At 58.9% G+C, this 25,515-nt stretch carries 24 protein-coding genes; 6 read left to right on the top strand and 18 right to left on the bottom strand.

What is annotated here, in order from left to right:
- Positions 1-45: 45 nt before the first annotated feature.
- The 5 genes from ASD46_RS00190 to dusB all read right to left on the bottom strand — a co-directional run bounded on the left by ASD46_RS00190 (position 46) and on the right by dusB (position 7,390).
- Positions 46-1,410 (bottom strand): sigma-54-dependent transcriptional regulator, encoded by a 1,365-nt coding sequence (locus ASD46_RS00190; protein ID WP_003512918.1) that lies wholly within the window; start codon positions 1,408-1,410, stop codon positions 46-48.
- Positions 1,400-3,661 carry a sensor histidine kinase NtrY-like gene (locus tag ASD46_RS00195; RefSeq protein WP_003512916.1) on the bottom strand — a complete coding sequence of 754 codons (2,262 nt, stop codon included), beginning with the start codon at positions 3,659-3,661 and terminating at the stop codon, positions 1,400-1,402. The genes ASD46_RS00190 and ASD46_RS00195 overlap by 11 nt, the downstream gene beginning before the upstream one ends.
- A gap of 149 nt (positions 3,662-3,810) precedes the next feature.
- Positions 3,811-5,262: a nitrogen regulation protein NR(I) gene (gene ntrC / locus ASD46_RS00200; protein WP_003512914.1), complete on the bottom strand. Its 1,452-nt coding sequence runs from the start codon at positions 5,260-5,262 to the stop codon at positions 3,811-3,813.
- Positions 5,259-6,407, bottom strand: coding sequence for a two-component system sensor histidine kinase NtrB (locus ASD46_RS00205; RefSeq protein ID WP_003512904.1), 1,149 nt, complete (start codon positions 6,405-6,407; stop codon positions 5,259-5,261). The genes ntrC and ASD46_RS00205 overlap by 4 nt, the downstream gene beginning before the upstream one ends.
- Positions 6,404-7,390, bottom strand: a complete 987-nt coding sequence (gene dusB, locus ASD46_RS00210; protein ID WP_255610144.1) for a tRNA dihydrouridine synthase DusB — start codon at positions 7,388-7,390, stop codon at positions 6,404-6,406. Before dusB ends, ASD46_RS00205 begins: the two co-directional genes overlap by 4 nt.
- A gap of 305 nt (positions 7,391-7,695) precedes the next feature.
- Here dusB and ASD46_RS00215 point away from each other — a divergent pair, with 305 nt between their 5' ends.
- Together ASD46_RS00215 and ASD46_RS00220 are read left to right on the top strand one after the other, a co-directional pair.
- Complete coding sequence (locus ASD46_RS00215; protein ID WP_025593364.1) at positions 7,696-8,883, top strand: bifunctional 2-C-methyl-D-erythritol 4-phosphate cytidylyltransferase/2-C-methyl-D-erythritol 2,4-cyclodiphosphate synthase; 1,188 nt, start codon at positions 7,696-7,698, stop codon at positions 8,881-8,883.
- Positions 8,880-9,389, top strand: coding sequence for a CinA family protein (locus ASD46_RS00220; RefSeq protein WP_019565546.1), 510 nt, complete (start codon positions 8,880-8,882; stop codon positions 9,387-9,389). The genes ASD46_RS00215 and ASD46_RS00220 overlap by 4 nt, the downstream gene beginning before the upstream one ends.
- Here ASD46_RS00220 and ASD46_RS00225 read toward each other — a convergent pair.
- Together ASD46_RS00225 and ASD46_RS00230 are read right to left on the bottom strand one after the other, a co-directional pair.
- Complete coding sequence (locus tag ASD46_RS00225) at positions 9,371-9,826, bottom strand: type II toxin-antitoxin system RatA family toxin (protein WP_003512897.1); 456 nt, start codon at positions 9,824-9,826, stop codon at positions 9,371-9,373. The genes ASD46_RS00220 and ASD46_RS00225 overlap by 19 nt on opposite strands.
- A 9-nt stretch (positions 9,827-9,835) precedes the next feature.
- The gene (locus tag ASD46_RS00230) at positions 9,836-10,405 is read right to left on the bottom strand and encodes an ATPase AAA (RefSeq protein ID WP_025593362.1); all 570 of its coding nucleotides are present in this window, start codon (positions 10,403-10,405) and stop codon (positions 9,836-9,838) included.
- 248 nt (positions 10,406-10,653) lie between these two features.
- On the opposite strand from ASD46_RS00230, the gene ASD46_RS27390 reads away from it, so the two are divergent.
- From ASD46_RS27390 to ASD46_RS00240, 3 genes are all read left to right on the top strand, one after another.
- Positions 10,654-10,830 (top strand): hypothetical protein, encoded by a 177-nt coding sequence (locus ASD46_RS27390; RefSeq protein WP_003512893.1) that lies wholly within the window; start codon positions 10,654-10,656, stop codon positions 10,828-10,830.
- Positions 10,831-10,944: 114 nt separating this feature from the next.
- Complete coding sequence (locus ASD46_RS00235) at positions 10,945-11,679, top strand: helix-turn-helix transcriptional regulator (RefSeq protein ID WP_025593361.1); 735 nt, start codon at positions 10,945-10,947, stop codon at positions 11,677-11,679.
- Positions 11,680-11,774: 95 nt separating this feature from the next.
- Positions 11,775-12,704 (top strand): DMT family transporter, encoded by a 930-nt coding sequence (locus ASD46_RS00240; RefSeq protein WP_019565544.1) that lies wholly within the window; start codon positions 11,775-11,777, stop codon positions 12,702-12,704.
- Positions 12,705-12,782: 78 nt separating this feature from the next.
- Here ASD46_RS00240 and lipA read toward each other — a convergent pair whose 3' ends face one another.
- The 11 genes from lipA to ASD46_RS00295 form a co-directional block, all read right to left on the bottom strand.
- Positions 12,783-13,754, bottom strand: a complete 972-nt coding sequence (gene lipA / locus ASD46_RS00245) for a lipoyl synthase (RefSeq protein ID WP_003512887.1) — start codon at positions 13,752-13,754, stop codon at positions 12,783-12,785.
- A 104-nt stretch (positions 13,755-13,858) separates the two neighbouring features.
- The gene (locus tag ASD46_RS00250) at positions 13,859-14,107 is read right to left on the bottom strand and encodes a GlsB/YeaQ/YmgE family stress response membrane protein (protein WP_003512885.1); all 249 of its coding nucleotides are present in this window, start codon (positions 14,105-14,107) and stop codon (positions 13,859-13,861) included.
- A gap of 81 nt (positions 14,108-14,188) precedes the next feature.
- On the bottom strand, positions 14,189-15,634 hold the full coding sequence (gene lpdA / locus ASD46_RS00255) for a dihydrolipoyl dehydrogenase (protein ID WP_013636031.1): 1,446 nt from the start codon (positions 15,632-15,634) through the stop codon (positions 14,189-14,191).
- Between the two features lie 58 nt (positions 15,635-15,692).
- On the bottom strand, positions 15,693-16,337 hold the full coding sequence (locus ASD46_RS00260) for an SGNH/GDSL hydrolase family protein (RefSeq protein ID WP_003512881.1): 645 nt from the start codon (positions 16,335-16,337) through the stop codon (positions 15,693-15,695).
- A gap of 12 nt (positions 16,338-16,349) precedes the next feature.
- Complete coding sequence (locus tag ASD46_RS00265; protein WP_025593356.1) at positions 16,350-17,720, bottom strand: pyruvate dehydrogenase complex dihydrolipoamide acetyltransferase; 1,371 nt, start codon at positions 17,718-17,720, stop codon at positions 16,350-16,352.
- Between the two features lie 14 nt (positions 17,721-17,734).
- Positions 17,735-19,156 (bottom strand): pyruvate dehydrogenase complex E1 component subunit beta, encoded by a 1,422-nt coding sequence (locus ASD46_RS00270; protein WP_003512876.1) that lies wholly within the window; start codon positions 19,154-19,156, stop codon positions 17,735-17,737.
- Positions 19,157-19,173: 17 nt separating this feature from the next.
- The gene (gene pdhA, locus ASD46_RS00275) at positions 19,174-20,217 is read right to left on the bottom strand and encodes a pyruvate dehydrogenase (acetyl-transferring) E1 component subunit alpha (protein ID WP_003512874.1); all 1,044 of its coding nucleotides are present in this window, start codon (positions 20,215-20,217) and stop codon (positions 19,174-19,176) included.
- Positions 20,218-20,370: 153 nt separating this feature from the next.
- Complete coding sequence (locus tag ASD46_RS00280; protein ID WP_003512872.1) at positions 20,371-20,688, bottom strand: FtsB family cell division protein; 318 nt, start codon at positions 20,686-20,688, stop codon at positions 20,371-20,373.
- Between the two features lie 335 nt (positions 20,689-21,023).
- Positions 21,024-22,298 carry a phosphopyruvate hydratase gene (gene eno, locus ASD46_RS00285; protein ID WP_003512870.1) on the bottom strand — a complete coding sequence of 425 codons (1,275 nt, stop codon included), beginning with the start codon at positions 22,296-22,298 and terminating at the stop codon, positions 21,024-21,026.
- A gap of 147 nt (positions 22,299-22,445) precedes the next feature.
- Positions 22,446-23,291: a 3-deoxy-8-phosphooctulonate synthase gene (gene kdsA, locus ASD46_RS00290; protein WP_025593353.1), complete on the bottom strand. Its 846-nt coding sequence runs from the start codon at positions 23,289-23,291 to the stop codon at positions 22,446-22,448.
- Positions 23,291-24,172: a VOC family protein gene (locus tag ASD46_RS00295; RefSeq protein ID WP_035198216.1), complete on the bottom strand. Its 882-nt coding sequence runs from the start codon at positions 24,170-24,172 to the stop codon at positions 23,291-23,293. The genes kdsA and ASD46_RS00295 overlap by 1 nt, the downstream gene beginning before the upstream one ends.
- Before the next feature lie 211 nt (positions 24,173-24,383).
- Here ASD46_RS00295 and lexA point away from each other — a divergent pair, with 211 nt between their 5' ends.
- Positions 24,384-25,106, top strand: a complete 723-nt coding sequence (lexA, locus tag ASD46_RS00300; RefSeq protein ID WP_003512859.1) for a transcriptional repressor LexA — start codon at positions 24,384-24,386, stop codon at positions 25,104-25,106.
- Positions 25,107-25,515 lie beyond the last annotated feature (409 nt).

Here is a 25,515-nt window from a genome sequence, read left to right on the forward strand (position 1 = left end):
CTCTCTGACGGAATAATCGATTACGACGACTTGGGCCTTCGTGTCTTATACGCCGAGAGATTTCAGTTTGCGATGCAGTGCCGATCTTTCCATGCCGACAAATTCCGCCGTTCGTGAAATATTGCCGCCGAAGCGGTTGATCTGGGCGACCAGATAGTCCCGCTCGAACATTTCACGTGCTTCGCGCAGCGGCAGGGTCATGATGTGCTGATCGCCTTGCGCCGAAATCTTCGGCAGCATGTCGCCAATATCCGCCGGCAACATGTCTGCCGAGATTGGTGCCTCACCGCCTTCGGGGCGTGCCAGAATCATCAGCCGCTCGATATTGTTGCGGAGCTGGCGAATGTTACCCGGCCAGTCATGCGTCTGGAGAACGGCCATGGCGTCATCGCCGATCTTGCGCGGGCGGATGCCGGCCTGTTCGGAAATCTGCCGCATGAACATGTCGACGAGGAAAGGAATATCCTCACGCCGCTCGGACAGCGCCGGCACCTTCACCGGCACCACGGCGAGGCGATGGTAGAGATCTTCGCGGAACTGGCCTTCGGCGATCAGGCTTTCGAGGTGATGGGCGGTTGAGGAGATGATGCGCACATCCACCTTTACCCGCTTGCCGCCACCGACACGCTCGAACTGCTGATCGACCAGCACGCGCAGGATCTTGTTCTGGGTTTCGCGCGGCATCTCGCCGACTTCATCGAGATAGAGAACACCGCGATGGGCCTCTTCCAGAGCGCCCACCTTGCGCGGCTGCCCGGGCAGGCCTTCCGTGCCGAACAAGGCGATTTCCATGCGGTCCGGCGTGATGGTCGCAGCGTTCAGCGCAACGAAAGGTCCTGTGGCACGCGAGGATTTCTTGTGCACCATGCGAGCCACCAGCTCCTTGCCGGAACCGGAGGGGCCGAGGATCATGATGCGGCTGTTGGTGGGCGCCACGCGGTCAATGGTCTGGCGAAGTTGGGAAACCGCAAGCGACGCGCCGACGAGTTCAACCGCGTCGCCAGTGCGCTTCTTGAGTTCCTGCACCTCACGCTTCAGCTTGGAGTTCTCCAGCGCGCGTTCAGCAATCAGGATCAGGCGGTCCGCCTTGAACGGTTTCTCAATAAAATCGAACGCGCCGCGCTTGATGGCGTTGACGGCGGTTTCGATGTTACCATGACCGGAAATCATCACAACAGGGATATCGGGATGGCGGCTCTTGATCTCGTCCAGCAGGGCCAGACCGTCGAGCTTCGACCCCTGCATCCAGATGTCGAGAAAGATGAGACGCGGAACGCGTTCGGAAATGGCGGCCAGCGCGCTGTCGCTGTCGAACGCCATGCGCGTCTCGTGGCCTTCATCGGAAAGAATACCCGCTACGATTTCGCGAATGTCCGCCTCGTCATCCACGACCAGAATATCAGACGCCATATGCTGCTTCCTTGTTATTTTTGCCGCCGACCGCCTCGATATAGGGCAGCAGCACTCTGATCATGGCACCGTGGCCATGGTCGAACTCCGGCGGGGCATCGTGGAGTTCCAGATACCCGCCATGCTCTTCAATGATTTTCTTGACGATGGCGAGGCCGAGGCCCGTGCCCTTGTCCCGCATCGTCATATAGGGTTCGAGAATGCGATGACGGTTCTCGACGGGCAAGCCTCTGCCATTGTCGATGATGTCAGCCACGAACCGCGAATTGGCCTCGTCGAAGGATGCGCGCACCAGGATTTTGCCTGGCCGCTTTTCGCCTTCGACCGCCTCGATCGCTTCCGTTGCATTCTTGATGAGATTGCCGAACGCCTGTCCCAGCATGCGGGCATCGAACATGCCCTCCAGCGGGACATCGCCAAATTCCGTGGAGAATTTCGTGTCTGCGGCGCTTATTTCGCGCAGGAATGCCGCGTCCTTCAAGATCGAACGCAGGTCCGACTTTTCCTTCGTGGGCTTCGGCATGCGGGCAAAGGCCGAGAATTCATCCACCATACGGCCGATGTCACCAACCTGCCGGACGATGGTGTCCGTACACTGGTCAAAGATGGCGCGATCGTTCTCGTCGATCTGCTTGCCGAAGCGGCGTTTGATGCGCTCGGCGGAAAGCTGGATAGGTGTCAGAGGATTCTTGATCTCATGCGCAATACGCCGCGCGACGTCGGACCAGGCGGTCGAGCGCTGGGCAATGACGAGATCGGTGATATCGTCGAGCGTGATGACGTAGCTGTCGCGGCTGTCGCGTGCATCCTCACGGGTCACCTGCACATTGAGCGTCCGTTCGGTGCCGCGCCGCATGATGTTGATCTGCTTGCGGAAATTGCCGCGCGACCAGGTGTTGGCCTCGGTCACGACCTCTTCGATTTCAGGCGCGATATCAGATAGTTGCGCACCGATAAGCTGGTCGGAGGAAAGCGCCACGAATTCTTCAGCCGAAGGATTGACGATGGTGATCCTGCGGTTTTCATCAATGCCGATAACGGCGGCGGTAACGCCAGACAATACGGCCTCGATGAAGCGGCGGCGATCATCGATGTCGTCTTTCGCTTCAATGATCTGTTCCTGTTGGCTGCGCAGTTCCGAGACCATCTTGTTGAAGGTGCGCGACAGGCGGCCAACGTCGCCATCGATGGCGCGAACGGGAACCAGCACATGCATGTTCCCGGTGGCGACACTGTCTGCGGCGCTGATGAGGAGACGGATAGGACGCACGATACGGTCGGCTACCGCAATCGCGGTCCAGATCGCCGCCAGAAGCACGATCAGCGCGAAACCGAGATAAAGGATTGCAAACGCAATCTGCAACGGCGCACGGCCGGCCTCCATCGCCTTGTATTCGGCGCGGTTCTCTTCCATCAGCCGCATCGCGCCCATTACCTTGGGATCGACGGCACGCACGGTGTAAAGAAACGTACCGCTGATGCCCTCGAGCTTGATGATGGCGCCGACGAGATTGGTGATGCCAGGCGGAATAAGGGTTGGCTGACCAGCGGCGGCCTTTTCAAGCGCATCGTGCGGAATGGCCGGAAGCGGCTTTTCCGTCTTGATATCGGCCTGCGCGACGGCGTCGCCGTCTTCCTGCACCAGGAATGCGCCGAGAAGACCACGGCCCTTGGCCTGACGGGTCATGAGATCGACGAAGCCGGTGCGGTCGAGATAAAAGAGCGCGCGGTTGCGGTCGAGGTCGGTGGCCATCGACAGGGTCTGTCCCTGAAGATAACCGGCATTCTCCATCATATAGGCCTGCGCGATATTGCTGGAGGAATCGACGATCGACTGGGTACGTAGCGCAAACCAGCGGTCGAGACCGACATTCAGCGTCAGACTGGCGAAGATGGCGACGAGAACGGCCGGTGTAATCGCAACGATGGAAAACAGCACGACGATGCGCACATGCAATCGTGCCGCCGCCCTGCCCTTTTTCCGCGCTTTCAGCAGGCGGTTGATTTCCCGACCGATGAGAAAGATCAGTCCGATCACAAAGACCGAATTGATGACGACCGAGGCGATGACGACATTCGATGTCGGCGCAATCGGTGTTACGCCCAGAAGCACGAAAAGTGTCAGTATGGCGCAAACAAGGGCGACACCGGCAAGCACCAGCCCCGGCAGAGCGAAAGACATCCTGCGATCGGCTACCACCATTCCCGCTGCGTCTTCGGCAACGGCTTTTTCGGCGGCGGGTTTCCGCATGCATTTCTCCCAATCGCTGGCTAGCCAGCACCACATTCATGAAAATGGGCGAATCCGCCTCGTGCCGGCGAATCTCTCTCCATCCTAGTGTTTTCCAAGCAACACAATGTGGCGAAAATGCAACGACAACCGCGGCCTTGTCAACATTCTCAGCTGGGGCGGGAGCTGCGATACACGGAAACGCCAAGCTCGCGAATCTTCTTGCGCAGCGTATTGCGGTTGAGGCCGAGAAGATCGGCAGCCTTGATCTGGTTACCGCGCGTCGCCGTCAGGGCGGCGAGAATGAGCGGATATTCCAGTTCACGCAGAACACGGTCGTAGAGACCTGGCGGCGGCAGGCCTTCGCCGAAACTTGCGAAATAATCCCGCATGTTTTCCTCGACCGCCTGCGAAATGGTCAACGAGCCGGTGCGAACCGCCATCTTGTCGAGCGGGCTGTCTGGAACATCCGACTGCAATTCCTGCTCGATGATCTCGCGGGTGATGACTTCCTGCGGATAAAGCGCCATCAGGCGACGGATCAGGTTTTCGAGTTCGCGCACGTTGCCGGGCCAGGCATAGGCCTTCATGACTTCCAGCGCCTCGGTCTCGAAACGCTTTCCTTCCAGCCCCTCCTTCTCACCCGTCTGGATGAAATGGCGAACCAGATCGGGAATATCCTCAGCACGGTCGCGCAGCGGCGGCAGCCGCAGCGGCACGACGTTCAGGCGGTAATAGAGGTCTTCGCGGAAAAGGCCCTGGTTGATCGACTGCTTCAGGTCCTTGTTGGTGGCGGCGACGATACGAACATCGGTCCTGATGGGCGTGCGTCCGCCCACCGTCGTATATTCGCCCTGCTGCAATACGCGCAGCAGCCGCGTCTGGGCGTCCATTGGCATATCGCCGATTTCGTCGAGAAACAGCGTGCCGCCCTCGGCCTGTTCGAAACGGCCGGTCGAGCGGTTCTGCGCACCGGTGAAGGCGCCCTTCTCATGGCCGAACAGTTCGGATTCGATCAGATCACGCGGGATTGCCGCCATGTTGATGGCGACGAAGGGGCCGTTGCGGCGCTTGCCGTAATCATGCAGCGCGCGCGCCACCAGTTCCTTGCCGGTGCCGGATTCGCCGGTAATCATCAGCGTCAGGTCGGTCTGCATCAGGCGGGCGAGAACCCGGTAGATTTCCTGCATGGCGGCCGAGCGGCCGACGAGCGGCATGCCGTCCTGCATATCGTCGTCCAGTTTGGCGGGCTTGCGCTTCGGCTCCGACAGGGCGCGGCCGATGATGGCAATCAGCTCCGTCAGGTCGAAGGGCTTGGGCAGGTAATCGTAAGCCCCCTTCTCCGAGGCCTTGATCGCGGTCATGAAAGTGTTTTGGGCACTCATCACCAGAACCGGCAGGTCCGGGCGGGCCTTCTTGATGCGCGGAAGCAGATCGAAGGCGTTTTCATCGGGCATCACGACATCGGTAACGACCAGATCGCCCTCGCCGGCAGAAACCCAGCGCCAGAGCGTTGCGGCATTGGACGTGATGCGCACATCGTAACCGGCACGGCTGAGCGCCTGATTAAGCACGGTGCGGATCGCGGCATCATCATCGGCGACGAGGATAGTAGCTGTCATCTGTCATTTCCTGTCGAGTTCGGCAAGATGCGGTCGTCCAGCGCCACTTCAGGCGAGACGGGCATCAATACGCGGAAAGTCGTGCGATGGTTCTGGCTGTCGCATTCGACAATGCCGCCATGGGCGCCAATCAGTTTGGCGACAAGCGCCAGACCCAGGCCCGAACCATTCGTCTTGGTGGTAATGAAGGGGTCGAAGAGATGCGGCAGGAGATCGGCCGGCACTCCCGGCCCATTGTCATGGACGCAAAACTCAAGCGGCAGCGAGATGCGTTCGCGGCTGCCTGCCACGGACATGCGCATGCCGGGACGATATGCCGTCGTCAGCACGATCTCGCCCTCTGACTGATTTCCGACGGCTTCCGCCGCGTTTTTCACAAGATTGAGAAAGACCTGCACCAGCTGGTCGCGGTTGGCATAGACCGCCGGCAGCGATGGATCATAATTCTCGGAAATCTTGATGTTACGAGCAAAGCCGGCCTTGGCTATGGCCTTCACATGGTCGAGCACCGAATGGATGTTGACCGGCACGCGGTCCACCGGACGCTCGTCGGAAAATACTTCCATGCGGTCGACCAGCGAGACGATACGATCGGTCTCGTCGCAGATCAACCGCGTCAGCGCACGGTCCTCATCGGCAACCGATGTCTCGAGAAGCTGCGCGGCACCACGAATGCCCGAAAGCGGGTTCTTGATCTCATGCGCCAGCATCGAGGCAAGGCCGGTGACAGAGCGTGCAGCAGCCCGATGGGTCAATTGCCGGTCGATCTTGTCAGCCATCGACCGTTCCTGGAAGACGACGACAACAGACCCCGGCTCGCTGACAACAGGCGCGACATAGAGATCGACGAGCTTGTCCTGTCCAAGCCGGGGGGAGCTCAGATCGACCCGATATTCATTTACCGGCGCGCGGCGTTCCCGCACCTGATCGATCAGCGCAAGCAGCGGACTGCCGAAGGGAATGAAGGTGGAGACGCGGTAGCGGGCGAGATGGGAGGCGCTGGCCCCGAAAAAAGCTTCTGCTTCCCAATTGGCAAAAGCGATGAAACCTTCGGCATCCACCAGAATAACGGGATTCTGCACCGCGTTCAGAACCGCCATGGCGAGCGGGTTCGCATCTGCCGGGCTGTGTTTATCAGCGCTCATGCGGCCTTCCTTGCGGCTTCTTCGCCCGCATTGTCGCAAAGGGCGGAGCGCAGCAGATCAGCCACTTCCCCCGTATCACGCGATGTCATGATTTTAGCCTTGTCGGTGGTGGCGATCTCCGTCGCGAAACGGTCGAGATACCAGCCCAGATGTTTGCGGGCATGCCGAAGACCGGCTTCCCTTCCATAAAATTCGAGCATCATGTCGTAATGTTCGACGGCGATATCGGCAATATCGGCGCGTTGCGGCGCTGCATGTCCGGCCAGTACAGCCGGCAGCCAGGGTTGACCCTGTGCACCGCGACCGACCATAACGGCATCCGCGCCGGAACGGCTGAGGATTTCACGCGCATCTTCGGCGGTCTCGACATCGCCATTGGCGATCAGCGGCACGGAAATCACCTCGCGCACGGCGCGAATGGCATCCCAGTTCGCCCGTCCTTCGTAAAACTGCATGCGGGTGCGGCCGTGAATGGTGATCAGCTGGACACCGGCGGCTTGAGCGCGGCGAGCAATTTCGGGTGCATTGATGGTGTTTTCATCCCAGCCTAGCCGCATCTTCAGCGTCACGGGCACATCGACCGCGCCGACGGTCGCCTCGATCAACGACAGCGCATGATCAGGATCCCGCATCAAGGCCGAACCGGAGTAACCGCCCGTCACCTTCTTGGCCGGACAACCCATATTGATGTCGATGATGCCAGCGCCATTGTCAGCCGCAATTTTTGCCGCTTCCGCCATAAAATGCGCTTCGCGTCCGGCGAGCTGCACCATATGCGGAACCATCCCGGCATTTTTCAGCCGCGCCCAGGATTCCCCACGATTGGCGACAAGTTCCCGGCTTGCGACCATTTCAGTCACCACAAGGCCCGCGCCGTAACGCCAGGCGAGCTGACGGAAAGGCAAATCTGTCACGCCCGACATAGGCGCCAGCACTGCGCGATTACGGATCGCGACTGAGCCGATGCTGAACGGGACTGACAACTCCGGAAGGGGCAAGTGATGATCTTTCGTGCAGAAGAGTTATATGCATTATTTTTAGACAGTGTTTGCGCAGTTGCCAAGCACTTTTACAGGGTTGCACCTTTTATTTGCGCGTGGCCTGCCTGCCTGTTTTGCTGGCGGCGGCAATTTGTGCAGGTTTGAACAAACGGGATGACCGATCCTGCGACATGTGGGTGCGGGTGGGCGGCTTATCGGGCTGGCCATTCGGGTTTTGAAACGCTAGAGCAGGACTGTCAACCATTAAGGGTTGCGCACAAAGCATAAGACCAATGCAGGAAAGCACTATGAAACTCGGCATCGTCGTTGTCGCCGCAGGACGCGGAGAAAGAGCCGGCTCCCCTGAGGAAGGGCCGAAACAATATCGCCCGATCGGTGGCAAGGCCGTGATCGAGCATACGTTGTCGACCTTTCTTGCCTGGGTAGACACATCTCCTATCGTGGTCGTTATCCATGCTGACGATGCGGCACTCCTGTCACCAATCCTTGAACGGCTGAATGCCGGGAAGCGGATCGTCACCGTCACGGGCGGCGCAACCCGGCAGCAATCGGTGCTCGCTGGTCTGGAAGCGCTGGCCGCGCAAGACCTCACACATGTGATGATCCACGATGCCGTGCGGCCTTTCATCGCCGTGGACATGCTGGAACGCATCGTGGCGCTGCACAAGGCGGGCGCTGTCGGCGTTCTGCCTGCCCTACCTGTCACTGATACGCTGAAGCGTGGCGAAGGCGATTCTGTCGCGGAGACAGTTTCAAGGCAGGGTCTTTATGCGGCGCAGACACCGCAAAGCTTCGGCTATGGCGAAATCCTCGCCGCGCATCGCGCTGCTGCCACATCTGGAAAAACCGACTTTACCGATGACGCCTCGATCGCTGAATGGGCAAGTCTGCCTGTGACGCTGACCGAAGGCTCGGTCGACAATGTGAAACTCACTCTCAAGCGGGATATTGCCATGGCCGATGAAAAGCTCTCCTACGGACTGCCTGACGTGCGCACCGGCAATGGTTACGACGTGCACCAGCTAGAAGCCGGAGACGGTGTGACGCTGTGCGGCGTCTTCATCGAACACGACCAGAAACTCAAAGGCCATTCGGATGCCGATGTGGCGCTGCATGCGCTGACGGATGCCCTGCTCGCCACCTGCGGCGCTGGCGACATAGGCGATCACTTCCCGCCTTCCGATCCGCAATGGAAGGGTGCCGCTTCGCGCATCTTCCTCGAACACGCGGCCAAGGTAGTCCGCGGCAATGGCGGCACGATCATGAATGCCGATGTCTCGCTGATTGCCGAAGCGCCGCGCATCGGACCGCATCGGCAGGCCATGCGTGAGGCGCTTTCCGACATGCTCGGCATCGCGCTGGAGCGCTGCTCGGTCAAGGCGACCACCAACGAGACGATCGGCTTCGTCGGCCGCCGGGAAGGTATTGCTGCGATTGCCACTGCCACTGTGGTCTACAAGGGAAGACCGCTATGAGCCTTTTTCCCGCGGATATAGAAGAACTGGCGCGGCGGATTATTTCTGACTTTACCGCCGGCGGCTTCATGGTCTCGACGGCGGAAAGCTGTACGGGCGGCCTGATTGCTGGTTCGCTGACGGAAATCGCCGGCTCTTCTGCCGTCGTCGATCGCGGCTTCGTCACCTACACGAACCAGGCCAAGATGGACATGCTTGGGGTTGGAACTGAGACGCTGGCGAATTTCGGCGCCGTATCCCGACAGACCGCGCTGCAAATGGCGCATGGCGCGCTATTTCGTTCCCGGGCGGATTTTGCCGTAGCCGTGACCGGCATTGCCGGTCCGGGCGGAGGTTCGGTTGAAAAACCGGTGGGGCTGGTGCATCTGGCCGCCAGGGCGCGCAGCGGTAAAATCCTGCACCATGAAATGCACTACGGAGAGATCGGGCGAACGGAAATCCGTCTTGCGACCGTCAGGACGGCGCTCGAGATGCTGATTACCCTCAATCAGGCCGGGTCCGCGTAGATTTTATCGGCGCGGGTCTCGAAGGCTTCGGCGAACATGCGGAAGGCCCTGTCGAACATCGATCCCATGACCGCACCGAGCAGCCGGTTCTTGAATTCATACTCGATGAAAAAATGAATGGCCGAGCCGCCCTCTGCGGAGGCTTCAAAACGCCAGCGATTGTCGAGATATTTGAACGGGCCGTCGATATACTTCACGTCGATGGCGCGCTCTGCCGGGTTCAGCAGCACCTGCGTGGTGAAGGTCTCGCGAATGGCCTTGTAGCCCACCGTCATATCTGCCACCAGCAGGGTCTTGCCGTCCCGCTCCTTGCGCGAGCGGATGACCAGCGCTTCGCAAAGCGGCAGAAACTGCGGATACTTCTCCACATCGGCGACGAGGTCGTACATGCGGTCGGGCGAGTGTTTTACAAGGCGATGCGTTTCGAACTGTGGCATGAGCGGGAGTTAATCCTCGATAACAAGAAGATCAAGAAGGCGGCGAAGCTGTTTTCGGCTTTTAAGCTGGAATACCGGCACGTTGGGACCATAAAGCGCGAAATTCTGCTCGAAGATCGGGGCGTGCCGGCGTTCGAAATTCCAGATATAGCGCAGGAAATCGAGATCCAGTCTTTCGGGGCACCCTTCAGCCATTTCAGGACGCGCCTTGCCATACCCCTTGGCAATCCGGGTGATGGCGCCCCAAAGGCAAAGCCAGCGCGGCATGCGCACCCAAAGGACGATGTCGGATCTCGGCAGACGCATGTCGAAAGACGATGGATTGCTGCCGTCCATCAGCCACCGGTCTTTGGTGACGACGGCGGCAATCCTTTGCCGCTGTTCTTGGCGCGGGCGTGCCTGCCAGCCGGGCAACCAGAAAATATCGCGATCCATGGAAATGTATTCAAATCCAAAGCGTCTTACGAGCTTCCGGGAAAGCGTCGATTTTCCGCCTCCGGAGCAACCGACGACCGAAATACGCTGTGCAGATGCGATAATCGCAGCCGCGTCCTCCACCTTTTCAAGATAGTTCGGCATCGAATAAACCTCGTCTTCGCCACCATGCCATTTTTAAATAGCGCGGCTATTATTCTGCCGCGTTATGGCCGCGGCGTCCGATGTTACGGAAATTTAACTATTGCAACCCCCTCGCAGGGATTGCTATTTATTTGCGACTAATATTACACCCATGGGATGCAACGGCGCTGGAACCTCCCATTTTCACCGCGCTTATTCATCCCTGGGTTCACACCCACATAACCCGCTTTGAGCCACTGAGTGAGCCGATGGACGATTTTTCCAACATCATCAACCTTCTCGAATCCGCCAAGCAACTTGCATCGATGAACGAAATGCCGATGCTTGCCTATCTCATCGACGTTGCGAAATGCGAGGCGAGAGAGAACAAGCCGGTTTTGCGCAAGCGCAAACGCGGCGAATCGACCGCCAAGGAAGAATGTTAGACGCCGGCTCGATAAAGCCGGCTGGCCCAATCTTCAAGACGATGTCATAATCAGGACTGAAACCGGCCGCTTTTCGAGGCGGCCGTTTCTTTGCACGATGGAAATGACAATCTCATGATCGCCGCATCCGCCGATATCAGAACCTATACGCAGGAAAGACCGAAGGAACGGCACGGCTTCGTGCAGATCGTTCTTCCGGTCTCGGGATGTCTGCGGATCGATGTAGCAGGGCTACAGGACGAATTGTCCACCGGGCGCGCGGTCTTCATTCATCCCAACACATCGCACACACAGGAAGCGACGACGATCAACCGGTCGCTGGTGGTCGATATCGACGAAACTGCTGTTCCCGAACAGGTGCTGGAGAGATTTGTGCACAAGCCGTTTCTCGATATCGCACGGGATACACGGCAGCTGATCGCTTACATGCGCGGCGTCATCGGATCGGATGGGCCGCGTGAGGATATTGCCAACCTCTGGGCACCGCTCCTGATCGACAGCCTTGCGACTGAAAAGACCGATATCCGCCACCGCCTGCATGCGCTGGGCGAGATCGTCAGAGCGGAGCCATTTTTCCCCTGGACCATCGAGACGCTCGCATCCTGCGCCGCGATCAGCGATAGCCGCCTGCATGCGCTGTTTCTGGAAGAGTTTAGCCTCCCTCCTCACCGCTGGCTTGCAGAGCTGCGCATGGACAAGGTCTGCGCATTGCTGCGCCACTCCACATTGCCGATTGCGGAAATTGCCTTGCGGGCCGGCTTTTCCGACCAGACGGCACTGACGCGCGCCATGCGCAACGCGATGGGCAAAACGCCTGCCGCTTATCGCCGGGCCTTCGGAATTCACTGAAAGCACAGCACCTCTTCTCTCAGGAGTTTTTGTCAAGACAGCCGTACGTGGCTGTGGCACATCGCGGGCAATCGTGAATGCGGATGTGACATGACATGAACAAGACAAGCCTCGGTGTTATCTACGGCATGATGGCGGGCGCTCTCTGGGGTGCGATCTTTCTCGCCCCGAAACTCGTACCGGATTTTTCCGCCCTGCAACTGTCGACGGCCCGTTACCTGACCTACGGGCTGATTTCGCTCATCATCATCGGACCGCGCCTGAAACGGGTATCGGCCCATTTCGGTGCGCGCGAATGGATCGCGCTCGGCTGGCTGAGCATGATCGGCAACATCGCCTATTATGTCTTCATATCAACGGCGGTGAAACTGAGCGGCGTTGCCTTCACGTCCATCATCATCGGCTTCCTGCCGGTTGCCGTCACCATCATCGGCACGCGCGATCATGGCGCGGTATCGCTCAAGCGTCTGTGGCCGTCGCTCGCCTTTGGCGCAATCGGCATTATCGGCATATCCTGGCAGTCGCTGACGGAAAGCGATGCGGGGCTGGATGTATCCCGCCTGATCGGGCTGGCCTGTGCGCTTGGCGCGCTCGCCTCATGGACGGCCTTTGCGGTTGGCAATGCCCGCTGGCTGTCACGCCTTCACGATGTCAGCGCCGACGACTGGAACATGATGACGGGTGTGGTGACCGGCGGGCTGGCGCTGGCGCTCGCCATACCGGCCTTTGCTTTCGGCGGGGAAAGCCATAGCTCCAAGGACTGGCTGCATTTTGCGGCCATCGCCGCCGGTCTCGGGTTCACCGCATCCATTCTCGGAAATGCTCTCTGGAACCGCATGAGCCGCCTGCTGCCGCTCACCATGGTTGGACAGATGATCCTGTTCGAGACGCTCTTTGCGTTGCTCTATGGCTTCCTCTGGGAAGGTCGTGGGCCAACAATCGTCGAAGTCCTGGCGATTTGCTCAGTCGTGCTGAGCGTCATCCTGTGCATGCGCGCGCATCGGCCGGAGAAGGTTGTGGCCTGACTTCAGGTGAAAGCAGCAACGTCATCCTCGGGACAAGCTCAAGGATGACGCGTTAGAGAAATTGCCCGCCCCGCCCACTTACTCCGCAGCGGCCAGAAGCTTCTTCTCGCGGGCCGCGCGCAGGCGTGCAAAATCGTCGCCCGCATGGTGGGAGGAACGCGTCAGCGGGCTGGAGGAGACCATCAGGAAGCCCTTGGTATAGGCGACCGTCTCATAGGACTTGAATTCCTCCGGCGTGACGTAAGCCTCGACCTTGTGGTGCTTGCGGGTCGGCTGCAGATACTGGCCGATAGTCAGGAAGTCCACGTCAGCACTGCGCAGATCGTCCATCAGCTGCAGCACTTCGTTGCGCTCTTCGCCAAGGCCGACCATGATGCCTGATTTGGTGAACATGGTGGGGTCCAGTTCCTTGACGCGCTGCAACAGGCGCACGGAATGAAAATAACGCGCACCGGGGCGAACCGTGAGGTAATTGCCGGGAACGGTTTCCATATTGTGGTTGAAGACATCGGGCTTCGCCGCGACGACACGCTCCAGCGCGCCGGGCTTTTTCAGGAAGTCCGGGGTCAGAATTTCGATGGTGGTGTTGGGAGACGCAGCGCGGATCGCCCAGATCACCTTTTCGAAGTGCTCCGCGCCGCCATCGGCAAGATCGTCGCGGTCGACCGAGGTAATGACGACGTGGCTGAGTCCCATCTGCTTGACGGCCTTGGCGACGTTTTCCGGCTCGTCCATGTCAAGCGCATTGGGCTTGCCGGTCGCGACGTTGCAGAAGGCGCAGGCGCGGGTGCAGATCTCACCCATGATCATGAAGGTCGCGTGTTTCTTGTCCCAGCATTCGCCGATATTTGGACAGCCGGCTTCCTCGCACACCGTCACCAGCTTGTGACTGCGCACCAGTTCGCGCGTCTCGTGGTAGCCCTTGGATGTCGGCGCCTTGACGCGGATCCATTCCGGCTTGCGCATGACTTCGGTATCGGGCCGATGGGCCTTCTCCGGGTGGCGGATACGCTTTTCTTCGGACGAAGTCCTGTCGAGAATAGTGACCATAAGAAACCTGTTTCTATCGCTTGCCGCGATCATCACATTTATTGACGCGATGCTTTAGAACAATTCCAGAAAAAGCGTAAGCCCCTTCCGGGCACGAAGCCTAGTCAGCGCCGTACCAGCTTAGCCATGAACAACAACAGGCTGGCGCCGATGAAGGACGTTACGAAATAACCGAGCCTGCTGTCCTGCACGAAAACGTCGAAGGTTCTCAGCACCGCAACGGCAACCACCGAACCGACGATGCCGAGAACGATATTCATGAAGATGCCGAAACGCATATCCATGAGTTTGCCGGCGAGCCAGCCGGCAAGACCGCCGATGATGATTGCCGCAATCCAGCCGATATTTTCCATTCCCGCGCTCCCTTATAGAACCAGCGTTGAGACATATGGGACACCCGGCACGGTTAGACAATGCCGGGCATCACGGGGCACTCATGCGTTCAGCACACGTCCGTAGGCGTCGAGCACGCTTTCCTTCATCGACTCGGAAATGGTCGGATGCGGGAAGATCGTGTGCATCAGTTCTTCTTCGGTGGTTTCGAGGTTCATGGCGACCACAAAGCCCTGAATGAGTTCGGTGACTTCCGCACCAACCATGTGCGCGCCGATCAACTCGCCTGTCTTCTTGTCGAAGATGGTCTTGACCATGCCCTGATCTTCACCGAGCGCCACGGCCTTGCCGTTGGCCGCAAAGGAGAAGCGGCCGACGCGAATATCGCGGCCCAGTTCCTTCGCCTTGGCTTCGGTGAGACCAACAGAGGCGACCTGTGGGTTGCAATAGGTGCAGCCGGGGATCTTGAGCTTGTCCATCGGGTGAACATTCGGCAGACCGGCGATCTTTTCAACGCAGATCACGGCCTCATGCTCGGCCTTGTGGGCGAGCAGCGGCGGGCCGGCGACATCGCCGATGGCGTAGACGCCAGGCACGTTGGTCTTGCCGTAACCGTCGATGACGATGAAGCCGCGATCGGTCTTCACGCCGACGGCCTCAAGGCCGATACCTTCGATGTTGGCGACGACGCCGACAGCCGAAATCATCCGGTCAGCGGTGATCTTCTCGGACGAACCGTCCTTCTTCTCGAGCGTCGCAGTAACCGAATTCGCAGCCTTCTCGACCTTGGCAACCTTGGTTTCCAGATGGAACTTGATGCCCTGCTTCTCCAGCTGCTTCTTGGCGAAGGCAGAGATCTCCGCATCTTCGACCGGCATCACCTGGCTCATGATTTCAACAACGGTAACGTCGACACCCATGGTGCGGTAGAAGCTGGCGAATTCGATGCCGATGGCGCCGGAACCCATGACGAGCAGCGACTTCGGCAGTTCTTCCGGCTTCATTGCCTCGAAATAGGTCCAGATCAGCTTGCCATCCGGTTCGATGCCTGGAAGCGCGCGCGGGCGGGCGCCTGTGGCGACGATGATGTGCTTGGCGGTATAGGTGCCCTCGCCCAGCGTGTTCTTCGGAACCGGGCCCATCGGTTCGACGGGCTTCTTCTGGGTCTTGGAAACTACGATTTCACCGGGTTTGGTGATCTTGGCCTCGCCCCAGATGATATCGACCTTGTTCTTCTTGAACAGGAAACCGACGCCGTTGTTCATGCGGTGCGCGATGCCGCGCGAACGATCGACGATCGCCTTGACATCAGGCTTGATCGAGCCTTCGAGCGTCAGGCCGTAATCCTTGGCGTGCTGAGCCGTATGCAAGACATCGGCAGTACGCAGCAGCGCCTTGGTAGGAATGCAGCCCCAGTTGGAGCAGATGCCTGCAAGGTGCTCGCGCTCGACCACGGCAACCTTCATGCCGAGCTGGGCTGCGCGAATCGCGGCAATATAACCGCCCGGTCCCGAACCGATGATGATGACGTCATAAGATTGAGCCATAGGTATCCTGCCTTGTCCTATCGGGTCACGGCATGCCGTTCCGAAACGAGAATTGTTGTCAAAGTCCGAGCATCATGCGAACGACGGGCTCCAGCCCGCGCCCGATGGCCCGCGTGTTTTCAGCATCGAGATGAACGCCGTCTACGGGCGTCGTGCGGGCAACTGACCCCGCATCGAAAAATCCGCAATCGAGATCGTCGGCCAAATCCCGGTAGACCGGCGCGAGCATCGCCGATTCATCGATCGCATCGCGAAAGATAGCGCCCATCACCGGGTTGGCCGTTTCGCACAGTTGCGGCGGCGCGACGATCAGAACATCCGGCGCTTCCCAGTCCGGCACCTGCCAGACATGGTTGCGCACCAGTTTGACCAGCCGCTCCACACCCTTCATCGCGACGATGGCCGAGCCATGAATCGACGGTTTCAAGTCGTTGGTGCCGAGCATGATGATGACCAGGTCAAGCGGCGCGTGGCTGTGCAGCAGCGTCGGCAAGAGCCTTGCACCGTTGCGATCGCAATCAGCGGTATGATCATCATAGGCGGTGGTTCGTCCGCCCAGCCCTTCGTGGATCACCTTCACATCAGGCCCGAGCGCCTTTTGCAAGACGCTCGGCCAAAGATCGTCATGGCTGTGCCGGCCACCCGTTTCCGCATCTGATCCCCAGGTGAGGGAATCGCCAAAGCAGAGGACCGACTTCACCATCTCACTCTCCGATCAAACCAGCATGCCCATCGGGTTTTCGATATAGCGCTTGAAGGCGCCGATCAGCTCGGCTCCGAGCGCGCCATCGACGCAACGGTGGTCGGTAGAGAGCGTAACCGTCATGACATTGGCGATCTTGATCTCGCCGTTCTTCACGACAGCACGCTGTTCGCCCGCGCCGACTGCCAGAATGGTGGCATGCGGCGGGTTGATGACGGCGGAGAAGCTCTTGACGCCCATCATGCCCATGTTGGACACGGCCGTCGTGCCGCCCTGATACTCCTCGGGCTTCAGCTTGCGCTCCTTGGCGCGCTTGCCGTAGTCCTTCATCTCGTTGGAGATGGTGGAGAGCGACTTCTCTTCCGCCTTGCGGATGATTGGCGTGATCAAGCCACCCGGAATGGAAACGGCAACGCCGACATCCGAATGCTTGTGCTTGACCATGTTGCTTTCCGTCCAGGAGACGTTGGCATCAGGCACATCGCGCAGCGCGAGAGCCAGCGCCTTGATGACCATGTCGTTGACCGAAAGCTTGTAGGCGGGCTTGCCGTCCTTTTCGGGAGCGGCGGCGTTGAGCTGGGCGCGCAGCGCCAGAAGCGTATCCAGTTCGCAATCCACGGAAACGTAGAAATGCGGAACGGTCTGCTTGGATTCGACCAGACGCTTGGCGATGACCTTGCGCATGCCGTCATGCGGCACCAGTTCGTAAGAACCGGGTTCGAACAGCTTGAGAACAGCTTCTTCGGACGGGCCCTTGGCAAGTGCGGCAGCCGGTGCGCCTGCGGATGCTGCGGCGGCAGGAGCTGCCTTCGCACCACCGGAAGCGGCGGCCTTTTCTACGTCTGTCTTGACGATACGGCCATGCGGGCCGGAACCGGACACGGCCGTGAGGTCGAGACCGGCTTCCTTGGCGAGACGACGGGCAAGCGGCGAAGCGAAGATGCGCTCGCCGGATTTTGCAACCGGGGCCGGGGTGGAAGGTGTGGAGGCCTGGTCGGCAGCTGGCTTTTCAGCCTTGGCCGGGACAGCTTCTTCCTTTGGCGCTTCGGCCTTTGCAGCTTCCTGCTTAGGAGCCTCGGCTTTGGCCTGGGACGCGGCAGGAGCAGCATTGCCGCCCTTTGCTGCCTCAGCCACATCCTCGCCATCGGCGGCGAGGATAGCGATCAGGGCGTTGACCTTGACCGCTTCCGTGCCTGCGGGAACCACGAGCTTGGCGACCGTGCCCTCATCGACGGCTTCCACTTCCATGGTTGCCTTGTCGGTCTCGATCTCGGCGATCACGTCACCGGGTGCGACCTTGTCGCCTTCCTTGACCAGCCACTTGGCCAGATTGCCCTCTTCCATGGTGGGAGAAAGGGCAGGCATGGTGATGTTTATCGGCATCGAAACGCCTCCCCTTACTTGTAGCAGACGGTTTTGACAGCCTGAACGACTTCATCGACGTTCGGCAAAGCCAGCTTTTCGAGGTTTGCCGCGTAAGGCATCGGAACGTCTTTGCCGGCAATCGTCAGGATCGGCGCATCGAGATAGTCGAAAGCGGCACGCATGACCTGATTGGCGATGAAGTCACCAACCGATGACTGCGGGAAGCCTTCCTCGACGGTGACCAGACGACCGGTCTTCTTGACCGATTCGATGACGGTGGGCAGATCCATCGGACGGATGGTGCGAAGGTCGATCAGTTCGACGTCGATGCCGAGCTTTTCGAGTTCCGCAACCGCCTTGATTGCGTAGGTCATGCCGATGCCGAAGGAAACGATCGTCGCATCCTTGCCCTTGCGGTGAATGCGCGCCTTGCCGATCGGCAGCACGAAATCGTCGAGCTTCGGCACTTCGAAGCTCTGGCCGTAGAGAATTTCGTTCTCAAGGAAGATGACCGGATTCGGATCGCGGATGGCTGCCTTCAGGAGACCCTTGGCGTCCGCTGCCGTGTAGGGCATGACGACCTTGAGGCCCGGAATATGGCTGTACCATGCGGCGTAACATTGCGAATGCTGAGCGCCAACGCGGGCAGCAGCACCCGAGGGGCCACGGAACACCATCGGCGCACCCATCTGGCCGCCCGACATGTAAAGCGTCTTCGCAGCCGAGTTGACGATCTGGTCGATCGCCTGCATGGCGAAGTTGAAGGTCATGAATTCGACGATGGGCCGCAGGCCCGTCATTGCCGCACCGACGCCGATACCGGCAAAACCGTGCTCGGTGATCGGGGTGTCGATAACGCGGCGTTCGCCGAATTCCTGCAACAGGCCTTGGGTAATCTTGTAGGCGCCCTGATATTCGGCGACTTCCTCACCCATGACGAAGACTTTTTCATCCGCGCGCATTTCTTCGGCCATGGCGTCGCGCAGCGCTTCACGCACCGTCGTCATCACCATTTCCGTGCCTTCAGGAATATCCGGATCGGCAGCGACTTCGATCTTAGGTGCTGCCGGAACCTTTGCGGCTTCCTTGGCAGCGCTCGGCTCCTCGGATGCTTCGCGGGTCTTGCCGCCTGCGGCATCCGAATCGGAATTTGCAGCTTCGGCCTTCGGCTCTTCCTTCTTGGCGGAAGAAGAGATGTCGGCAGCGCTTTCGCCTTCCTGGATGAGAACGGCGATCGGCGTGTTGACCTTGACGCCTTCGGTGCCGGCGTCGATCAGCAGCTTGCCGATAACACCTTCATCCACAGCTTCCACTTCCATGGTCGCCTTGTCGGTCTCGATCTCGGCAATCACGTCGCCGGATGTGACCTTGTCGCCTTCCTTTTTAAGCCATTTGGAAAGCGTGCCTTCCTCCATGGTCGGGGAAAGGGCGGGCATAAGAATTTCTACTGGCATGGGTTTCCCTTTCCCGATCAGAGCAGAATGTCGGTGTAGAGCTCGGATACATCCGGCTCTGGGTCGTTCTGGGCGAAGTCTGCGCTATCGGCGACGATATCACGGACATCCTTGTCGATGGCCTTCAACTCGTCTTCACTTGCCCAGCCCTGCTCCAGAAGCCGTGCCTTGACCTGCTCGATCGGGTCATGTTCGGAGCGCATCTTCTGCACTTCGTCTTTCGAACGGTATTTCGCCGGGTCGGACATGGAGTGACCACGGTAACGGTAGGTCAGCATTTCCAGAATGATCGGACCCTTGCCGGAGCGGCAATGTTCCAGCGCCTGATCGGCGGCGGCCTTTACGGCGCGCACATCCATGCCATCCACCTGGATGCCGGGAATGCCGAAGGACTGGCCGCGCAGCGAATAGTTCGACTGTGCGGTGGCGCGGGCGGTCGAGGTGCCCATGGCGTAACGGTTGTTTTCAACGATATAGATGATCGGCAGTTTCCAGAGAGCGGCCATGTTGAAGCTCTCGTAGACCTGACCCTGGTTGGCGGCGCCGTCACCGAAATATGTCACGGAGACATTGTCGTTGCCGCGATATTTATTGGCGAAGGCAAGACCGGTTCCGAGCGAAACCTGCGCACCGACGATGCCGTGGCCGCCGTAGAAATGCTTCTCCTTGGAGAACATGTGCATCGAGCCGCCCTTGCCTTTCGACAGGCCGCCCTTGCGGCCGGTCAACTCAGCCATGACGCCACGCGCGCTCATGCCCAGAGCCAACATATGGCCGTGGTCACGGTAAGCGGTGATCACCTGATCGCCTTCCTTCTGAGACATCTGCATGCCGACAACAACGGCTTCCTGACCGATGTAGAGGTGACAGAAACCACCGATGAAGCCCATGCCGTAAAGCTGGCCGGCCTTTTCCTCGAAGCGACGGATGAGAAGCATCTCACGATAGGCGTGAAGCTCTTCTTCCTTAGAAAAGTCCGGGCTGTTCTTACCGGTGAATTCGCCTGCAGCCTTTGCCGTTGTCTTTCGGCCGGATACGGACGCGGTTTTTCGCGGCGCCATTCATCCCTCCCTGAGTTGCCGTTTGAATGGATAGATTGGCGCGTACCATATTCAAGAAAATGCCATGCAGCAATGCTTTAAACGCATGGCACATATTCACGCTAAAGTGCTGTGAATAAATCACAAATCATTAATTAACTTGATTTCGGTTAATTAGAAGTAGGTATTCATGATGACAATTTCGTCCGTACGGGACATATTCAACTGATAACGGGAAATCTCGTCAATCATGTCACGTTCGAGAGAACCGTCGCTCAATAATTCGACCTGCCGCTCCAGCGCAACGCGCGCCTGCGTGAGCTTGGCAAGCTCTGCCGTTCTGGCAATACGCTGCCGCTCCAGCCGCTCCGTCGCCTGAAGGCCGAAGTCGCCGTGGATGGAATGATAACCGAAATAGGAAAGAAAAGCGATCGTAATGGCCGGAACGATCAAACGGCCGAATCGTCTCTTTTTATGATGTCTGGTCCACATGCCGGAGAGAAGCCTTAAAACGCATAATGTGAGTCTCGAGACTAATGCGGATTGTTTAACTATCCGTTGACCTTAAATTCCGCGCGGCTGATAGACGCAAAAAAGCCCGCCAGAGGCGGGCTAATAATGACGAAGATATCAGAGAGAGTTCGTTAGCCGAGCGTGATCCGGCATCAAGCCACAGCGCGTCTTCGCCGTGAAAAGAGTCCTTTCAACCCAGGGACCTGGGCTGACTGAACCCCGGATCAACTCGGGAGTAAGCAGTGCGGATAAACCGCCCATCCCTGAGACTGGCCCGCCAGGCGGCGGGCCATATCGCGAAACCCGAACGCGGATTATCCGCGCAGGATCGAACGGCCGGCGTAAGCAGCCTGCGGGCCCAGCATTTCTTCAATGCGGATAAGCTGGTTGTACTTTGCGAGCCGGTCGGAACGGGCAAGCGAGCCGGTCTTGATCTGACCGCAGTTGGTTGCGACCGCGAGATCGGCGATGGTGGAATCTTCCGTTTCGCCCGAACGGTGCGACATGACGGCGGTGTAACCTGCCTTGTGCGCCGTTTCGACTGCGTCCAGCGTCTCGGAAAGCGAACCGATCTGGTTGACCTTGACGAGGATGGAGTTGGCGACACCCATCTTGATACCGTCGCGAAGGCGGGCGGAGTTGGTGACGAAAAGATCGTCGCCCACCAGCTGGCACTTGTTGCCAATGAGATCGGTCAGCGCCTTCCAGCCATCCCAGTCGTCTTCAGCCATGCCATCTTCGACGGAGATGATCGGATATTTCGCCACGAGCTCGGCCAGGTATTCGGCCTGCTCGATCGGCGAACGGGTCTTGCCTTCGCCTTCATAAACGTAATTGCCGTTCTTGAAGAATTCGGTCGCCGCACAGTCGAGACCGATGAACATGTCGTCGCCTGGACGGTAGCCAGCCTTTTCGATCGACTTCATGATGAAATCGAGTGCTGCCGGCGCGCTTTCGAGACCCGGTGCAAAACCGCCCTCATCGCCGACATTGGTGTTGTGGCCCTGTGCGGACAGTTCTTTTTTCAGCGTATGGAAGACTTCGGAGCCCATGCGCACGGCTTCGCGAATGTTTTCTGCGCCGACCGGCAGGATCATGAATTCTTGGAAGTCGATGGGGTTATCGGCATGCGCGCCGCCGTTGATGATGTTCATCATCGGAACCGGCAGCAGATGCGCGTTCGGGCCGCCGACATAACGGTAAAGCGGCAGGCCGGAGGCTTCAGCGGCAGCCTTCGCAACGGCGAGCGACACGCCGAGGATGGCGTTGGCGCCGATGCGCGACTTGTTCGGCGTGCCGTCGAGCGCGATCATCATCTGGTCGATCTGGATCTGGTTTTCAGCGTCGAAACCGCCAATCGCGTCGAAGATTTCCGTATTGACGGCTTCGACCGCCTTTTCCACGCCCTTGCCGAGATAACGCTTGCCGCCATCGCGCAGTTCAACCGCCTCATGCGCGCCGGTGGAGGCGCCGGAGGGAACGGCGGCACGGCCCATGGAGCCGTCTTCGAGATAAACGTCGACTTCAACGGTCGGATTGCCGCGGCTGTCGAGAATTTCGCGCGCGATGATATCGGTAATGGCAGTCATGGTCTCTCCCTTGGGAATGGAACAGATATTTTCCGTCGCCTGTCTTAGACGATGGCGAAGAAATTACAATGACGGTGGGCAGCGGAAACGGCCCGCCCGCCATTAAAATCGATTGGCACAAAAGTGCCCGCCGTCACGGTCAGCCGCTCAGGCTTTCGTAATCGTGTCGAAAGCCAGAAGCTTTTCGAGCAGTTTCGGCATGTCCTTCAGGTGGACCATGTTAGGGCCGTCTGACGGCGCATTGTCCGGATCCTCATGGGTCTCGATGAAGAGACCAGCCACGCCAACCGCAACGGCCGCACGCGCCAACGTCTCGACGAATTCGCGCTGGCCACCTGTGGAGCCGCCCTGCCCGCCCGGCTGCTGCACCGAATGGGTGGCATCGAACACGACAGGTGCGCCGAGCGCTGCCATGATCGGCAAAGAGCGCATGTCGGAAACCAGCGTGTTGTAACCGAAGGACGCGCCGCGCTCGCACAACATCACATTCGGATTGCCGCTCTCATTGAGCTTGGCGAGCACGTTCTTCATGTCCCAGGGCGCCAGAAACTGGCCTTTCTTGACGTTGATGACGCGGCCGGTCTTGGCGGCGGCAACGAGAAGATCGGTCTGGCGGCTGAGGAACGCCGGAATCTGCAGCACGTCCACTACCTCGGAAACGATGGCGCATTGCTCTTCCGTGTGGATGTCGGTCAGAACAGGAAAACCGAATTCCTTTTTGAGATCGGTAAAAACCTGCATCGCGTTATCCAGGCCGATGCCGCGTTTTCCGGAAAGCGAAGTGCGGTTCGCCTTGTCGAAAGAGGACTTGTAGACAAGCCCTATTCCCAGCTTGTCGCAAAGCTCCTTCAGGACGCCAGCGATCATGAAGGCATGTTCGCGGCTTTCCATCTGGCACGGACCGGCAATCAGCGAAAACCGCTCGGTATTCGAGAAGGAAACCTTGCTGGCGCCGTCGCCGGCAGTGACTTTAAGATTGTTCGTAACGCTCATCATTTTTCCTCGAAGGCGAAGGCAACGCCCTGACCGGGTGCCGCGGGCACTACCAGACGGCCGTCCGCTTTTGCGCAGGACACGCCATTAGCAGCAAGCACCGCCTCTGTCACGGCAAGATCGTGTGACGAAAAGACGATGCCCGCGCCGCGCAATCCGCCTTCGTTGCCATCCTGAGCACTCAGGGCCTGCCCGCCGAAAGGCGGTTTTCCGGTCAATCTGATGCTGGCATTGCCGGTCGCAAAAACAATATCACCGCCCGGAGACCTTTTGCCTTCACAGCCAAACACTGTCTCGATCAGGCCCGCCACCTTCATATTGCCGCCGGAAAACAGGACGATTTCACTCAGGCCGGTGACACCATTGGCGTGGCGCTCCAGCATGGTGCGATCGCCCGGAAGGGCTTGAACCCGTTGACAACTGAACAAAAAGAAATCCGCGGCCGCCCCGCTTGCAGCAAAAGCAAGCCGGAACGCCGCCTCGCCTTGCGAGCCATCCGGCATCCGAACAGGCCGCGAAAACTCGAAAACATCGCCCGCCGAAAGGCCGGCTGCCCGAAACCGCTCATGGTCAACCAAGGCGTCTTCAGTCCTGGCGACAAGAGCCGAAAAACCCTCCTGCCCGTCCCGTTGCCGGAAGGCCACATCCCTGCCAGTGAACACATCACCCCTCTCTATTGACGCATTATATTTAGCCGGATCAGCAATTGCGAGCGGCTCCAGATAGGTGCCATCGGCGAAAAATACGCAGGCATTTTGGGTGCCGAAAGGATGCAGAGCCTCCGGCGCAACCGTAAAGCCAAGACTGACGAGGCGCTTCACGGCGACGCCTATGACTTCCACGGGCAAAACGAGATGGTCAACGCTATAGGGTTTCGTCATGAAAATGTATCCTGCTGGCCTTCCGCCCGGAGCATGCCGGGACGGTTTCGACCGCACAAAAGCACAATTGCGTGCTATGAGGCAAATCATCACAGCAACAGATGGCACCTTCACGAAATTTTAGGGGATTGCAGAACACATATGGAACATATAGTGTTCGTTCTGTATTTGTTTCGCGACTTCCACTACGATTCTAAAGGGTGTTTTCCTCATGCTCACGCGCAAACAGCAGGAATTGCTTCTCTTCATTCATGAACGAATGAAAGAGTCCGGCGTGCCGCCCTCCTTCGATGAAATGAAGGACGCACTCGATCTTGCTTCGAAATCCGGCATCCACCGCCTGATAACCGCTCTCGAAGAGCGCGGGTTCATTCGTCGGCTACCGAATAGAGCCCGGGCGCTGGAAGTCATCAAGCTGCCCGAGGCTTATACGCCGGGTGCAAGGCCGCAGCGCGGCTTTTCGCCGAGCGTTATCGAAGGCAGCCTTGGCAAGCCCAAGACGCCGGAACCGGCCCCTGCCCCCAAGACGCCGGCCAATGATCTGGGCGGGGCTGTCACCGTGCCGGTCATGGGCCGCATCGCTGCGGGCGTGCCGATTTCCGCCATCCAGAACAACACCCATGATGTGGCCGTGCCAGTAGACATGCTTGGCACGGGCGAACATTACGCTCTTGAGGTCAAGGGTGATTCGATGATCGAGGCCGGCATTTTCGACGGCGACACAGTCATCATCCGCAACGGCAACACCGCCAATCCCGGGGATATCGTTGTGGCTCTGGTGGATGACGAGGAAGCCACGCTGAAGCGCTTCCGCCGCAAGGGAGCCTCCATTGCGCTCGAGGCGGCAAACCCAGCCTATGAGACCCGTATCTTCGGGCCCGACCGGGTGAAAATTCAGGGCAAACTGGTGGGGCTGATCCGCCGCTACCATTGATCTTATCAAACCGAACGTATTCACTTTACAATAGGCGTCATCGTGAAGATGGCGCCTATATATGGTTTGGCTGTTTCCAAACGTGGCGTGCTTTAGCGGGTGCACGAACATATGCGCCATTCAGCCTGTGCGCGTTGCCCTTTCCAAACTAAGTTCCTGCTCCATAAAGATGCTTCGGTTTCGCTACAGGCGTGGTGGCGAATGGGCTGCTCGCTGTAATTGTCGAAGCGATCCCATCCGCTGTTTTTTAGCGACGTTGTTCTGTCGTGTTGCGCAGTCAGTTTTAGTCGTCACCAAAGGGTGACTTATCGCAAGGCGCGCTCTCAGCGGCCCCACATCACCATTCATCAACGGCGTTTATGGGAGCCATGGATAATTTTCGATATTCCGTGAACGCTTGGCAGGTGTA

Origin of the sequence: Rhizobium sp. Root491, assembly GCF_001427205.1 — a bacterium.
GTDB lineage: Bacteria > Pseudomonadota > Alphaproteobacteria > Rhizobiales > Rhizobiaceae > Agrobacterium > Agrobacterium tumefaciens.